At 73.7% G+C, this 13,289-nt stretch carries 13 protein-coding genes; 3 read left to right on the top strand and 10 right to left on the bottom strand.

Going from position 1 to position 13,289, the window contains the following annotated elements; genetic code table 11:
* Nucleotides 1–177 precede the first annotated feature (177 nt).
* Nucleotides 178–1,668 carry a replication-associated recombination protein A gene (locus tag FB455_RS07545; protein WP_030271033.1) on the bottom strand — a complete coding sequence of 497 codons (1,491 nt, stop codon included), beginning with the start codon at nt 1,666–1,668 and terminating at the stop codon, nt 178–180.
* A 74-nt stretch (nt 1,669–1,742) separates the two neighbouring features.
* On the bottom strand, nt 1,743–1,955 hold the full coding sequence (locus tag FB455_RS07540) for a hypothetical protein (RefSeq protein ID WP_013285485.1): 213 nt from the start codon (nt 1,953–1,955) through the stop codon (nt 1,743–1,745).
* 132 nt (nt 1,956–2,087) lie between these two features.
* On the opposite strand from FB455_RS07540, the gene FB455_RS07535 reads away from it, so the two are divergent.
* Complete coding sequence (locus FB455_RS07535; protein ID WP_030271031.1) at nt 2,088–2,828, top strand: GNAT family N-acetyltransferase; 741 nt, start codon at nt 2,088–2,090, stop codon at nt 2,826–2,828.
* A gap of 87 nt (nt 2,829–2,915) precedes the next feature.
* Here FB455_RS07535 and FB455_RS07530 read toward each other — a convergent pair whose 3' ends face one another.
* The 4 genes from FB455_RS07530 to aspS form a co-directional block, all read right to left on the bottom strand.
* On the bottom strand, nt 2,916–4,265 hold the full coding sequence (locus tag FB455_RS07530; protein ID WP_030271030.1) for an MFS transporter: 1,350 nt from the start codon (nt 4,263–4,265) through the stop codon (nt 2,916–2,918).
* A complete protein-coding gene (locus FB455_RS07525) occupies nt 4,262–4,885 on the bottom strand; it encodes an ArsR/SmtB family transcription factor (RefSeq protein ID WP_013474882.1) in 624 nt (207 codons plus the stop codon). The genes FB455_RS07530 and FB455_RS07525 overlap by 4 nt, the downstream gene beginning before the upstream one ends.
* Nucleotides 4,886–4,946: 61 nt before the next feature.
* Entirely contained in the window at nt 4,947–5,756 is an 810-nt protein-coding gene (locus tag FB455_RS07520) for an SDR family oxidoreductase (protein ID WP_030271028.1), read from the bottom strand.
* 64 nt (nt 5,757–5,820) lie between these two features.
* Nucleotides 5,821–7,626, bottom strand: coding sequence for an aspartate--tRNA ligase (aspS, locus tag FB455_RS07515; RefSeq protein WP_145752725.1), 1,806 nt, complete (start codon nt 7,624–7,626; stop codon nt 5,821–5,823).
* 149 nt (nt 7,627–7,775) lie between these two features.
* On the opposite strand from aspS, the gene FB455_RS07510 reads away from it, so the two are divergent.
* Nucleotides 7,776–8,474: a DUF998 domain-containing protein gene (locus tag FB455_RS07510; protein ID WP_036310672.1), complete on the top strand. Its 699-nt coding sequence runs from the start codon at nt 7,776–7,778 to the stop codon at nt 8,472–8,474.
* A gap of 59 nt (nt 8,475–8,533) precedes the next feature.
* Here FB455_RS07510 and FB455_RS07505 read toward each other — a convergent pair whose 3' ends face one another.
* Both FB455_RS07505 and FB455_RS07500 read right to left on the bottom strand, forming a co-directional pair.
* A complete protein-coding gene (locus FB455_RS07505) occupies nt 8,534–9,583 on the bottom strand; it encodes a S1 family peptidase (protein WP_013285478.1) in 1,050 nt (349 codons plus the stop codon).
* A 202-nt stretch (nt 9,584–9,785) separates the two neighbouring features.
* Complete coding sequence (locus FB455_RS07500; protein ID WP_013285477.1) at nt 9,786–10,262, bottom strand: winged helix-turn-helix transcriptional regulator; 477 nt, start codon at nt 10,260–10,262, stop codon at nt 9,786–9,788.
* 56 nt (nt 10,263–10,318) lie between these two features.
* Between FB455_RS07500 and FB455_RS07495 the strand changes: the two genes are divergently transcribed.
* The gene (locus FB455_RS07495; RefSeq protein ID WP_013285476.1) at nt 10,319–10,819 is read left to right on the top strand and encodes a PaaI family thioesterase; all 501 of its coding nucleotides are present in this window, start codon (nt 10,319–10,321) and stop codon (nt 10,817–10,819) included.
* A 116-nt stretch (nt 10,820–10,935) separates the two neighbouring features.
* Here FB455_RS07495 and FB455_RS07490 read toward each other — a convergent pair whose 3' ends face one another.
* Both FB455_RS07490 and hisS read right to left on the bottom strand, forming a co-directional pair.
* Complete coding sequence (locus FB455_RS07490; RefSeq protein WP_013285475.1) at nt 10,936–11,877, bottom strand: acyl-ACP desaturase; 942 nt, start codon at nt 11,875–11,877, stop codon at nt 10,936–10,938.
* Between the two features lie 51 nt (nt 11,878–11,928).
* The gene (hisS, locus tag FB455_RS07485; protein WP_013285474.1) at nt 11,929–13,269 is read right to left on the bottom strand and encodes a histidine--tRNA ligase; all 1,341 of its coding nucleotides are present in this window, start codon (nt 13,267–13,269) and stop codon (nt 11,929–11,931) included.
* Nucleotides 13,270–13,289 lie beyond the last annotated feature (20 nt).

The following is a 13,289-nucleotide window of genomic DNA, read 5'->3' as shown; positions in this document are numbered from 1 at the left end:
GTTCGCCGCCCTGCTGCTTGGCGGTGCGCAGGTCGTCGATCCAGCCGAGTTCCTCGCCGACGACAGTCGGGTCCAGCTCGGGCTCGGCCCGGCCGCGTCCCCACCGGCGGCCCTTGCCGCGCGGGTCGCGCCGCTCGTCGGGGCCGTCCGCCGGCCGCTCCGGACCACGCGCCATCACTACTGACCCCCCTCGGCGGCGTCGCTGCCGCCCTCACTCGCCCCGCTGGACTGCTCGCCGCCCCCCACCCGGGCCCCGTTCGCGGCGGCCGGGGCGCCGGCCTCCGCCCGGGTCGCCGGAGCCGGCAGCCCGCGCACGATCCGGCGCAACAGCGGCAGCCGGGTGGCCACCGCCCGCTCCGCGCCGTGCCCGCTGGGCTGGTAGTAGTCGGTTCCGACGAGGTCGTCCGGAGCGTACTGCTGGGTGACCACCCCCCGGTGGTCGTCGTGCGGGTAGCGGTAGCCGGCGCCGTGGCCGAGGCCCCGCGCGCCGGAGTAGTGGGCGTCGCGCAGCCCGCGCGGCACCGCGCCGCCACGACCCGCGCGTACGTCGGCGACGGCGGCGCCGATCGCTGTCGTGGCCGAGTTCGACTTCGGCGCGGTGGCCAGGTGGATGACCGCCTGGGCCAGGTTCAGCTGTGCCTCCGGCAGGCCCACGTACTCGACCGCGTGGGCGGCCGCGGTGGCCACGGTCAGCGCGGTGGGATCGGCCATTCCCACGTCCTCACTCGCGAAGATCACCAGCCGGCGGGCGATGAACCGGGCGTCCTCCCCGGCCACCACCATCCGGGCCAGCCAGTGCAGTGCCGCGTCCACGTCCGAGCCGCGCATGCTCTTGATGAACGCGCTCGTCACGTCGTAGTGGGCGTCGCCGTCGCGGTCGTATCGCACCGCTGCCACGTCGACCGCCTGTTCGGCCACTGCGAGGTCGATCCGGCCGGTGCCGAGCGCGGTCGCGGTGGCAGCCGCCGCCTCCAGCGCGGTGAGCGCCTTGCGCACGTCGCCCCCGGCGAGCCGGACCAGGTGGTCCTCCGCCTCCTCGGCCAGGACCAGCGCGCCGCCGAGCCCGCGTTCGTCGGCCACCGCGCGGCGCAGCAGGCCGCGTACGTCGTCGTCGTCGAGGGCCTGGAGGGTGAGCAGCACGCAGCGCGACAGCAGGGGCGAGATGACCGAGAAGTACGGGTTCTCGGTGGTCGCCGCGAGCAGCGTGACAGTGCGGTCCTCGACCGCGGCGAGAAGCGAATCCTGCTGGGTCTTGCTGAACCGGTGCACCTCGTCGATGAACAGCACCGTCGGCGGGCCGCCGGACCGGCGCTGCCGGCGGGCGGTCTCGATCACGGCGCGGACGTCCTTGACGCCCGCGGTGAGCGCGGACATCGCCACGAACCGCCGGTCGGTGGCCCGGGCCACGAGGTGCGCGATGGTGGTCTTGCCGCTGCCCGGCGGCCCCCAGAGGATCACCGACATCGGCGCCGCGCCCTCGACCAGCTGGCGCAGCGGCGCCCCCGGCGCGAGCAGGTGCTCCTGCCCGACCAGCTCGTCGATGCCGGCCGGCCGCATCCGCACCGGCAGGGGCGAGTCCGCCCGGGTGTCGGTGAAGCCGTCGGCGCCGCCCGCGCCCGCGGGTGCGCCGGCCGGCTCGCCGAGGGTGAAGAGGGCGTCCGATTCCATCACGAAGACAGTACCGGGCCGGGCCGACGACGCCGGAATCGCGCCGCCGCCCCGACCCGGGTGGTCTTTTCCGGTCAGCCGCGACCCGGCCGCCGGCCCCGGTACCACCGGCCGCCACCGCCGCCGCGCGGGCCGGAGCCGACCCCGGCCAGGTAGAGCGAGAGCAGCAGGAAGCCGATGAGCATGAGCGTCGTGGTGCTGAACAGATCGGGCGCGCCGAGGTCGGTGTTCATGAAGTCGAGCAGCAGCGCGAAGCCGAACACGATGGCCGCGAGAATGGCGAGCATGTCGTTCCTCCGGTGGGGGTTCCCAGCAGGTCGGCGACGGATGTACCCAATCGGTCTGTTCGTCAATCTCCACCGTGGAACAGGCGGTGCCTCGGCCCTCGGTACCAGCGGGGATGGTCGTACGCTGGCGGAATGATCACGGTCGACGAGTCGCTGACCGAACGGGAGGGGCTGCTCGCCGCGGCCGGCCACCACCCGTACGCCCGGCACGCGCTCCGGCGCGGCGGGGCCGTACGGGGATGGCGGCACGACGGCGCGGTCGGATGGCTGCTGCCACCGGGTGGCTGGTCGGCCGGCGGGGCGGTCGGCGCCCCCGGCCCGGCGCTCGACGTGTTCGCCGCCCAGCGGGCGGACGGGACGCTGCGGGCCGGTCAGTCGGTCAACCTGTCCCACGCCGATCCGGACGAGGTGGCCGCGCGACTGCCGGTGGCCCGGCTGACCGAGTGGGACCTCCTCTGGGCCACCGGCCCGCCGCCGCACCAGCCGGAGCAGGAGCGGGTGGTACGCCTCACCGAGGCCGACCACCCCGCCCTGGCCGCGCTGATCGAGGAGGCGTTCCCGGCCACCACGTCGCGGCCGGGCGAGCCGGGCATCGTCGACTGGTACGGCATCCGCGACGGTGACCGCCTGCTCGCCTGCGGCGCCGACCGCAGCCGCGGCGACATCGGCTTCCTGGCCGGGCTGACTGTCGCACCGAAGCATCGCGGCCGAGGGCTGGGTGCGGCGCTGACCGCCGGGATGACGTGCGCCCTGTTCGGCAGGTACGACGCCGTGGCGCTGGGCGTCTACCCGGACAACGTGGGCGCGATCCGGCTGTACCGCCGGCTCGGCTTCACCGCCGCCGAACGCCGCACCTCCGTCGAGCTCGCCTGACGCGCGACGCCCCGACGGCGTGGGTGGAACGCCATGGGTGTCGAACGACGTCCGAGACACCCATGGCGTTCCACCCGGCCGGTCGGATCAGTCGCGGCCGGCGGGAGCGGGCGCGGCCACCGCGGGGGCCGCGTCGAGGGGCGGGCCGGCGTGGCCGGGGCCGCCTACCGTCGACTCCGGTTCCACGGTGACGTCCTGCCGGGTACGGCGGGCGGCCCGCCAGGCCGGCAGGTAGAGCGGCGCGGCCACGGCGAGCATCACCGCGCCGACGACCATGGCGATGCTGACGCTCGTGGCGTCGGCCAGCGCGGTCAGCGTCACCGCGCCGAGCGCGCCGGCCGGCTGGGCGGCCATCGAGTTCAGCGAGAGCACGCTGGTCCGGTACGGGCCGTCGACCTGCCGGTGCAGCAGTCCCATGTGCAGCGGGTTCGACGCGCCGTGCACGGCGTAGCAGGCCAGGTACGCGATGAGCACACCGACCGGGCCGGCCAGCAGGCCCATGCCGACCACCGTCACGCCCTGCAGGATGCGCATCAGCGCGGCGGCCGGGGCCGCGCCGAGGCGGCGCAGCAGGAACGGGGTGAGCGCGGCACCGGCGGCGTTCGCGAGCCAGGCCGCCGTGCCGGCGGGGCCGAGCAGCGCCGCCGCGCGGTCCGGGTCACCGAGCACGTCGGCGAGGCGTACCGGGAGCAGCGACTCGAAGGTGACCATGCCGAAGCCCCAGAACAGCTCGACGGCGACCAGGGCCGCCAGCACCCGGTTGCGGCGCAGCAGCCCGACGGCCTGCCCGACCATCCGGGGCGCGTCGACCACCGAGGCGCGCAGCGCGGCCGGGCCGGACGCGGGCCGCCGCTCCGCCATCAGCGCCAGCAGCGCCACGATGGAGACGGCCTGGAGCACGGCGGCGACGATCACCGGCAGGGCCAGCGCGCTGACCGGGCCGACCGGGCCGAGCGCGACCAGGCCGCCGCTGAGCAGCGCGCCCGCGCCGATCGCGACACCGATCACGGTGCCGGCCCAGCCGAGGCCGCGCTCGTATTCGGCCTTCGGGTCGACGGCGAGCGTGGCGTCGACGTACCAGGATTCCATCGGGCCGCTGTCGAGCGCCCGGTAGACGCCCTGCAACGCCCAGACCAGGAAGAACATCCAGAACGAGTCGGCGACCGCCATCAGCGCCAGCGAGCCCAGGCCGAGCACCCAGGCGACGACCAGCACCGGCTTGCGGCCGAGTGCGTCGGCGAAGCCGCCGGTGGGCAGCTCCAGCGCCAGCACGACGAGGCCCTGCGCGGTGGCGACCAGGCCGATCTGCGACAGCGTGAGCCCGCGTTCCTGCATCAGCAGGATCATCACCGGCATGAGCAGGCCGCTGGGCAGCCAGCGCAGGCCGTACAGCGTGAGGTAGCGGAACCGGATCTGGCGTACGGACAGCGCGGTCACGGCTTCTCCTCGGTGGACGGCGGGGCGGGCCGCGGGAACGCCGCGTCCATCGGGAGGGCGGCGAGGTAGAGCTGGACCGTCTCGGCGTCGGGATCGTCGGGGTCGGTCTCGTCGCGGTGCCGCTCGAAGAGCGCGAAGACCTCCTCCTTGATCGCTTCGAGCCGGGAGACCGGGATCCGCATGAAGAAGTCGCCCATGCCGAACGCGTCGCGCCAGGCCGGTCCCCACTGGTGCCGCTGGGCGAACCAGCGTTCGGCGTGTCCGGCGAAGAAGCGGACGTAGTCGGCCTCCAGCCACTCGATCGCGGCCCGCGAGTCGGGGTCGTCGTCGAAGTCGCTCGACTCCCAGTTGGTGACGTCGTGCGCGGCCCGCCAGTAGCGCTGCCGGCCGGTGCCGAGGTTGGGGTCCTCGACCACGAGACCGACCTCGGCGAGCTGGCGCAGGTGGTAGCTGGTCGCGCCGCTGTTGGTGCCGAGCATCTCGGCCAGGGCGGTGGCGGTGGACGGGCCTGCCACGCGCAGCGCCCCGATCAGCCGCATGCGCAGCGGCTGGGCCAGCGCGCGAACCTGACGGTGGTCGATGCGTACGGCGCGTTCCTCGGGCCGCTTCTTCTCCTCCATGAGATGCACAATATCTGTGCACACTTTCCGTGCACAAGACGCTTGCAAAGAATCTGTGCAACTAGCCGTACAGCTCGGTGATCCCGCGCAGCCGGGTCCGCAGCAGCCCCGCGGCACGGCTGGAGTCCAGCACCACCTCGCCCGGACGGTGCAGTCCGGCGGCGGCGATCGTGGTCGTCCGCAGCCCGCCCGCGTCCGCCCCGTCGTGCCGGGCCACCAGCAGGCCCAGCTCGGCGCGGCTCACCGCGTCCGGCCCGGCCACGTTCAGCAGCCCGGCGTAGTCGCCCGGCACCAGCTCCAGCACCGCGGCGGCGAGGTCGGCGACGTGCACCGGGCAGCGCAGCTCGTCGGTGAACAACGTGGCCCGGCCGGCCAGCGCGTCCCGGCAGAGCTGGATCTGCTTGCTGCCCTTCCCCACGATCAGCGACGTCCGCACCAGCACGGCGCCCGGATCCACCGCCCGCACCGCCGTCTCCGCCGCCGCCTTCGCCGCCCCGTACGGGTGCAGCGGCGTGGGCACGTCCTCGTCCGCGTACGGCTTCGGGCGCCCGGCGTGCAGCGCGTCGCTGGACAGGTGCACCAGCCGGGCGCCCACCTCGGCGGCGGCGACCGCGATGTGGGCCGCCCCGTCCGCCGTGACCGCCCAGTCGTCGTACCGGTAGGGGGTGGCGACGACGGCGTCGGGGCGTACCCGGGTCAGCAGCTCGCGCACGGCGGCGCGGTCGGTCACGTCGAGCCGGTGCGGCGCGACGCCGGGCACCGCCACGGCGGTGGAGTGGTACGTGCCGGCCACCCGGTGCCCGGCGGCGACCGCCTGCCGGCACACCTCGGCGCCGAGGAACCCGCTGGCTCCCACCACGAGCAGACGCATCAGTCCCCCTGAAGATCGAAAAGGCCCGCGTCATCATGACGCGGGCCCTTCGACGAGGCGAGGATCAGGTGGGGTCGGCCACCGGCGCGGCCGGGCCGGCGGTGCCGGCGTGCGGGCCGGCCGGCGCCTTCGGCTTGGCGTCGATGCCGGCCTCGGCGCGCTGCTGCCCGGTGATCGGGGTGGGCGCGCCGGTCAGCGGGTCGAAGCCGCCCCGGGTCTTCGGGAACGCGATGACCTCGCGGATCGAGTCCGCGCCGGCCAGCAGCATGCAGACCCGGTCCCAGCCGAACGCGATGCCGCCGTGCGGCGGGGCGCCGTACTTGAACGCCTCCAGCAGGAAGCCGAACTTGTCCTGCGCCTCGTCGGCGGTGATGCCGAGCAGGTCGAACACCCGCTGCTGCACGTCGCCGCGGTGGATACGGATCGAGCCGCCGCCGATCTCGTTGCCGTTGCAGACGATGTCGTACGCGTAGGCGAGCGCCCGGTCCGGTGCCTCCTCGAACCGGTCCACCCACTCGGCGTTCGGCGAGGTGAACGGGTGGTGCACGGCGGTCCAGCCGCCCTCGTCAGTGCGCTCGAACATCGGCGCGTCCACGACCCAGCAGAACGCCCAGGCGCTCTCGTCGATCAGGTTCGCCCGCTTGGCGATCTCGATCCGGGCCGCGCCGAGCAGTTCCTGCGCCTCGCGGGTGTTCGTGCTCGCGGCGAAGAAGACCGCGTCGCCGGGCTTCGCGCCGACCGCGTCGGCCAGGCCGGACAGGTGCGCCTCGGACAGGTTCTTCGCCACCGGGCCGCGCGCCTCGCCGGTCTCGGCGTCCAGCACCACGTACGCCAGGCCGCGCGCGCCGCGCGCCTTGGCCCAGTCCTGCCAGCCGTCCAGTTCCTTGCGGGTCTGCGACGCGCCGCCGGGCATGACCACCGCGCCGACGTAGCCGCCCGCGTCGATCGCGCCGGCGAACACCCGGAGCTCGGTGCCGCGCAGGTAGTCGGTCAGCTCGGTCAGCTCCACGCCGTAGCGCAGGTCCGGCTTGTCGGAGCCGTAGCGGGACATGGCGTCGTGCCAGGTGATGCGCGGGATCGGCCGGGCGATCTCGTGGCCGGCGAGGTCCTTCCACAGCGCCGAGACGATCGCCTCGCCGAGGTCGATCACGTCGTCCTCGGTGACGAACGACATCTCGATGTCGAGCTGGGTGAACTCCGGCTGCCGGTCGGCGCGGAAGTCCTCGTCGCGGTAGCAGCGGGCGATCTGGTAGTACCGCTCCATGCCGCCGACCATCAGCAGCTGCTTGAACAGCTGCGGCGACTGCGGCAGCGCGTACCAGCTGCCCGGCTGCAGCCGCACCGGCACCAGGAAGTCGCGGGCGCCCTCCGGGGTGGAGCGGGTCAGCGTCGGCGTCTCGATCTCCAGGAAGTCCCGCTCGTGCAGCACGCCGCGGGCGATCTGGTTGGCCCGCGAGCGCAGCCGCATGGCCTTGGCCGGGCCGCCCCGGCGCAGGTCCAGGTAGCGGTACTTGAGCCGGATGTCGTCGCCGGCCTCGATCTGGTCGTCCACCGGCAGCGGCAGCGGCGCGGCCTCGGAGAGCACCTCCAGCTCGGACGCGGTCACCTCGACCTCGCCGGTGGGCAGGTCCGGGTTCTCGTTGCCCTCCGGGCGGCGGGTCACCTCGCCGGTGACCTTGACGCAGAACTCGTTTCGCAGCGCGTGCGCGTCCTCCTCGCGGAAGACCACCTGCACGACGCCGGAGGCGTCGCGCAGGTCGACGAAGATGACACCGCCGTGGTCGCGCCGGCGGGCCACCCACCCGGCGAGCGTCACCGTCGAGCCGGCGTCCGCGGCGCGCAGGCTTCCGGCATTGTGGGTACGGATCACGGCTGGCGTCTCCTCAATCTGGTCCACTCACTGCTCCCCCGCATTCTGTCAGGGCGGGCGGGCCCGCTCCCGGGCACCCGTCGAGCCGGTCCGCCCCGACGGTGGCGAAAGCGCCGTGCGGGCCGGGTCCGGCGGTCTACCGTGGCCGGGTGCGTGCCGTACCGAGCTGGGCCGTCGTCACCGCGGCCGCCGCGCCCGCGCTGCTGGTCGCGGGCTGGACGGTGGCGGGCGCCCGCCAGGGGCCGGGGTACGACCCGGTGCGGGACACGATCAGCGAGCTGGCCGGTGAGGGCGCCACCGATCCGTGGCTGATGGCCGGCGCGCTGGTGCTGCTCGGCTGCTGCTACTGCGCCACCGCCGCCGCGCTGCACGCCGCCGGGCTGCCGAGCCGCTTCCTGCTGGCGGTCGGCGGGGTGTCCACCGTCGCGCTCATCGCGTTCCCCCGGCCGCAGGTGGGCGGTTCCCCGGCGCACGGGGTGGTGGCCACCGTGGCGGTGCTCGCGCTGGCGCTCTGGCCGGCCGGGTCGGCGCTGCGGCTGCCCCGCAGGGTGCCGCGCGAAGTGGCCGCCTCCCCGGCGGGCCGGCCGCCGTGGGCGTTCCGCCGGCCGGTGGCGCTGGCCGTGACGGCCGTGCTGCTGGCGTTGTTCGGCTGGTCGGTGGCGGAGGTGACGGGCGGCTCCCGGACCGGGCTGGCCGAGCGGGTGGCGGCGCTCGCGGTGACGCTCTGGCCGCTGGCGGCGGTGCTGTCGGCGCGGCGGGCCCACCGGCACTGGACGGTCCGGCCGTCGGACCCGCCCCGCCCGGACGGCCCGCCGGTCGGTCCGGGCCGCCTCGGGGCAGGCACCTGAGACGGGTACGCGGAACGGGCCGCCGGTCACCCGGCGGCCCGTTCACAGCGGTGCGTGGATCAGAAGACGCTCACGCCGTAGCGGCTGAGGGCCTCGGTGACCGGCTGGAAGTAGGTGGTGCCACCGGTGCGGCAGTTGCCGCTACCACCGGAGGTGAGGCCGAGCGCGACGGTGCCGGCGAACAGCGAGCCGCCGCTGTCGCCCGGCTCGGCGCAGACGTTGGTGCGGATGAGGCCGGAGACGCTGCCCTCGGCGTAGTTCACGGTCGCGTTGAGGGCGGTGACGCTGCCGCTGCGCAGGCCGGTGGTGCTGCCGGAACGGCGGACGGACTGGCCGACGTACGCGTTGCCGGCCGAGGTGATGTCCTGGAAGCTGCCGTTGTAGAGCGACACGTTGCCGGCCGCGTTGGCCGAGTTGTTGTGCCGGACGATGCCGTAGTCGTTGCCCGGGAAGCTGGTGCCGGTCCGGGTGCCGAGCAGGCTGGTCTGCGCGGAGTTGCTGTACCAGCTCGACGAGATGTTGGTGCAGTGACCCGCGGTGAGGAAGTAGTAGGTCGAGCCGCTGCGGACGTTGAACCCGAGCGAGCAACGGCCCCCGCCGCCGGCGTAGATGGCCTGGCCGCCGGAGATCCGGGTGCTGAGCGTGCCGGCCTCGGCCTCGATGCGGATCGCGCCGTTGTGACGGGCGGCGGCGGCCTTGACCCGCTCCAGCTTGGCGCCGGTGACGGTGCTGTCGACGGAGACGACGACCTGGTTCGTGGCCGGGTCGGTCCACCAGGCGGTGCCGGGGATCTTGGCGGAGCGCTCCAGCTCGCTGGTGGCGGCGTTGAGCTTGTCCGCGCCGCGCGCCACGATCTTCGGGATGGCACCGGCGGCGCGCACCTGGCGGGCGGTCGCGGTGTCGGTCACCGTGACGACCATCTTGCCGCTGGCGTCGGCGTACGTGCCGGCCGCGCGGGCACCGAGCTTCTCGACGAGGGTGGCGGCGGCGTCCGGCGAGAGGGCCGTGGGGGCGGCCTGCGCGGGTGCGCCGAGCAGCGAGCCGGTGACCAGGGTGCCGGCGACGGCGACTGCGGCGGCGCGGCGGAGCGTGGACCTCGTGGGTCGCATGTAACAACCTCCGAATGGGGGTGAACGGGCGCTGTCATGGGGGCGCGCCCGAGGACAACCCGGGCGACCTGGGGAAACCGCCCGGGTGCCCAAAGTATTCACATATTTAAGATCGTAAGCAAGACATGACTTTGCCCGGATTCGCACCCGCGCCCGATGTAACGCCGGAGCAACAACATCGACATCATCTGTCAGAGCCGGTTCAGGGCGTACGGCGACGGGCGCCCGGACCCGGGCGGGGCAGCACGTCCCGCGCCCCGGTGATCTCGTGCCCCTCGCCGCAGCGCAAGGCGACCCGGACCTCGGCGCCGCAGTCACGGTGCGCCACGCTCAGCGGCGAGCCCTCCGGGTCGGCCAGGTAGCGGTCACCCCATCCGAGCACCGCGACGAGCACGGGCCACAGGTCCAGGCCCATCTCGGTGAGCCGGTACTCGTGGCGCGGCCGGCTGCCCGGCTCGCGGTACGGCTCCCGGCGCAGCACACCGCGCTCGACGAGCATGGCGAGCCGGTTCGTCAGCACCTGGCGCGGAATGCCGGTCCGCACCCGCATGTCGTCGAACCGGCGTACGCCGTTGAAGACCTCGCGGAGCACGACGAGGGTCCACCGCTCGCCGAGGATCTCCATGGCGCGTGCGATGGTGCAGTTCTCCACCGACCAGTCCAGTGCCGCGGGTCTCATGCCGACCAGGCTAGGTCTGATTGACAGACTCAGCAACGCGCTGCGAGGCTGAGTCCATGACGCAGACGCAGGAGCGCACCCGCACGTTCACCTGGTCCGACCCGGCGGCCGGCGCCGCGCACCTGGGCCGGCGCAGCGGCCTGGAGCTGATGCAGGCGATGATCGCCGGCGAGCTGGACGCGCCGCCGATCATGCACCTCGTCGACATGTCCCGGATGGAGGCCGAGGAGGGGCGCGTCGCGGTCGAGCTGCTGCCGCAGGAGTTCCACTACAACCCGCTCGGCACCGTGCACGGCGGCGTCATCTCCACGCTGCTGGACACCGCCGCGGCGTGCGCCGTGCACACCACGCTGCCGGCCGGCGTCGGCTACACGTCGCTGGACCTCAACGTGAAGTTCCTGCGCCCGGTAACCGTCGACACCGGCACGCTGCGCTGCGAGGGCACGGTGCTCCAGCGAGGCCGCCGTACCGCCCTGGCCGAGGCCCGCCTGACGGACCCGGCCGGCCGCCTGGTAGCCCACGCCACCTCGACCTGCCTCATCTTCCCCCTCCCCTGACCGCCCCGCTCGTTCTCGGCGATCTTGCAGTTGCGGCCCCCGCGGCGCCGGTTTCGCGGCAAATGCGGGGGCCGTAAGTGCAAGATCGCGCGGGAGAGGAGGGAGAGGGGCGGGGGTCAGGCCTGGGTCGTCGCGGAAACGCGGGCGGCTCGGGCGGCTCGGCGGTCCTCGAAGCGGGACGCCTGGGTCTCCAGGGTGTCCAGGTGGGCGGCGATCTGGTCACGGGCGGCCTCGCCGTCGGCGTTCAGGCCGGTCACCTCGAACAGGTTCCACTGGCGCAGCACCGGCATCACCACCTCGTCGCGGTGCTGGCGCAGGTCGTAGATCCCGGCCAGCGCGATCGCCACCGACTTGCGGGCGAAGCCGTCGATGCCGACACCCGGCATCTGGAAGTTGGCCAGCACGTCGGCGACGGCGCGCATCGCCTGCGACGGCGCCAGCTCGAACGCCGCGCCGAGCAGGTTGCGGTAGAAGACCATGTGCAGGTTCTCGTCCGCGGCCACCCGGGCCAGCAGCGCCTCGCACATCGGGTCGCCGGTGGCCCGGCCGGTGTTGCGGTGCGAGATGCGGGTCGCCAGCTCCTGGAACGACACGTACGCCAGCGAGTGCAGCATCTCCTGGTCGTGGACGTTCTGGTAGCCCGCCGACATGTGCACCATGCGGGCCCGCTCCAGCGCCACCGGGTCCACCGCCCGGGTCACCGTGAGGTAGTCGCGGATCGCCGTGCCGTGCCGCCCCTCCTCGGCGGTCCACCGGTGCACCCAGGTGCCCCACGCGCCGTCGCGCCCGAACAGGGTGGCGATCTCGTGGTGGTACGACGGCAGGTTGTCCTCGGTGAGCAGGTTGACGATCAGCGCGGTACGCGCCACCTCGGGCAGCGTCGAGTCCTCCGGCGACCAGGCCTCGCCGCCCAGCGGGCCGTCGAAGGTGCGGCCCTCGCTCCACGGCACGTACTCGTGCGGGAACCACTCCTTGGCCAGCGACAGGTGGCGGTCGAGGTTCTTCTCGACCACCGGCTCGAGTTCGGTGAGCAGAGCGGTCTGGCTGAGCACGGTCACGACGTTCTCCCTACGGTGGCGTAACTTACGCCACCGTAGGTCGAAACGTCGTCAGGCGCCAGTGCCGGCCGGGCCGACCAGCGGTTTCAGGTCCGCCCGAGGCGGCGTCCACTCCCCCGCCGCGGCGGGCACCTGCTCGCCGGAACGGATGTCCTTGACCTCGTCGCCCTCCGCGCCGGGGAACCAGACGTACGGGATGCCACGCCGCTCGGCGTACCGGATCTGCTTGCCGAACTTGGCCGCCGACGGGGACACCTCGGTGGGCACACCGCGCGACCGCAGCGCCGCCGCGACCGCGTCGCTGGCCGCCCGGTCCTCCTCGGCGGTGACCGCCACCAGCACGCAGGTCGGCACCGAGCGGGACACCGACAGCGCCTCGGCGCCGAACAGCAGACCGAGCAGCCGGGTCACCCCGATCGAGATGCCCACCCCCGGGAACCGGACGTTGCCCGAGCTGGCCAGGTTGTCGTACCGGCCGCCGGAGCAGATCGAGCCGAACCGCTCGTAGCCGATCATCTGCGTCTCGTAGACCGTACCCGTGTAGTAGTCCAGGCCCCGCGCGATGCGCAGGTCGGCCACGCAGAGGCCGGGTGCGTGCGCGGCGGCGGTCTCCACCACGGCGGTCAGTTCCGCGACGCCCTCGTCCAGCAGCGGGTCGCTCACCCCGAGGCCGCGCACCGCGTCGGCGAAGGAGGCGTCCGGCGCGGAGATCTCGGCCAGCGACAGCACGGCCTTGGCCTGCGCCTCACTCGCCCCGGCGGTGCTCGCCAGCAGCTCCGTCACCCCGGCCGGGCCGATCTTGTCGAGCTTGTCGACGGCGCGCAGCGCCGCCTCCGCGTCGGTCAGCCCGATGCCCCGGTAGAACCCCTCGCAGATCTTGCGGTTGTTGACCTGGATGCGCACCGGCGGGATCGGCAGCGACCGCAGCGCGTCGCCGATGACCAGCGGCATCTCCGCCTCGTAGTGGGCCGGCAGGGTGTCCCGGTCGACGATGTCGATGTCGGCCTGGAGGAACTCCCGGTACCGGCCCTCCTGCGGACGCTCACCGCGCCACACCTTCTGGATCTGATAGCGGCGGAACGGGAACTGCAGCTTGCCGGCGTTCTCCAGCACGTAGCGGGCGAACGGCACGGTCAGGTCGAAGTGCAGGCCGAGCGCGTCGTCGCCGGCCGGGCCGTCGGTGTCGGCCTGCAACCGGCGCAGCAGGTAGACCTCCTTTGCGGTATCCCCCTTCCGCAGTAACTGATCCAGCGGCTCCACCGAGCGGGTCTCCAGTGGCGCGAAGCCGTACAGCTCGAACGTGGCGCGGATCCGGTCGAGCACGAACTGCTCGATCATCCGCTGAGCCGGCGTCCACTCGGGGAAGCCGGAGATGGGCGTGGGCTTGCTCATGGCGTACTCCTCGATCCCGC

It is taken from the genome of Micromonospora sp. CNZ296 (assembly GCF_007827635.1).
Note: the sequence above shows the minus strand (reverse complement) of the source record. Positions and strands in the feature narration are given on the sequence as shown.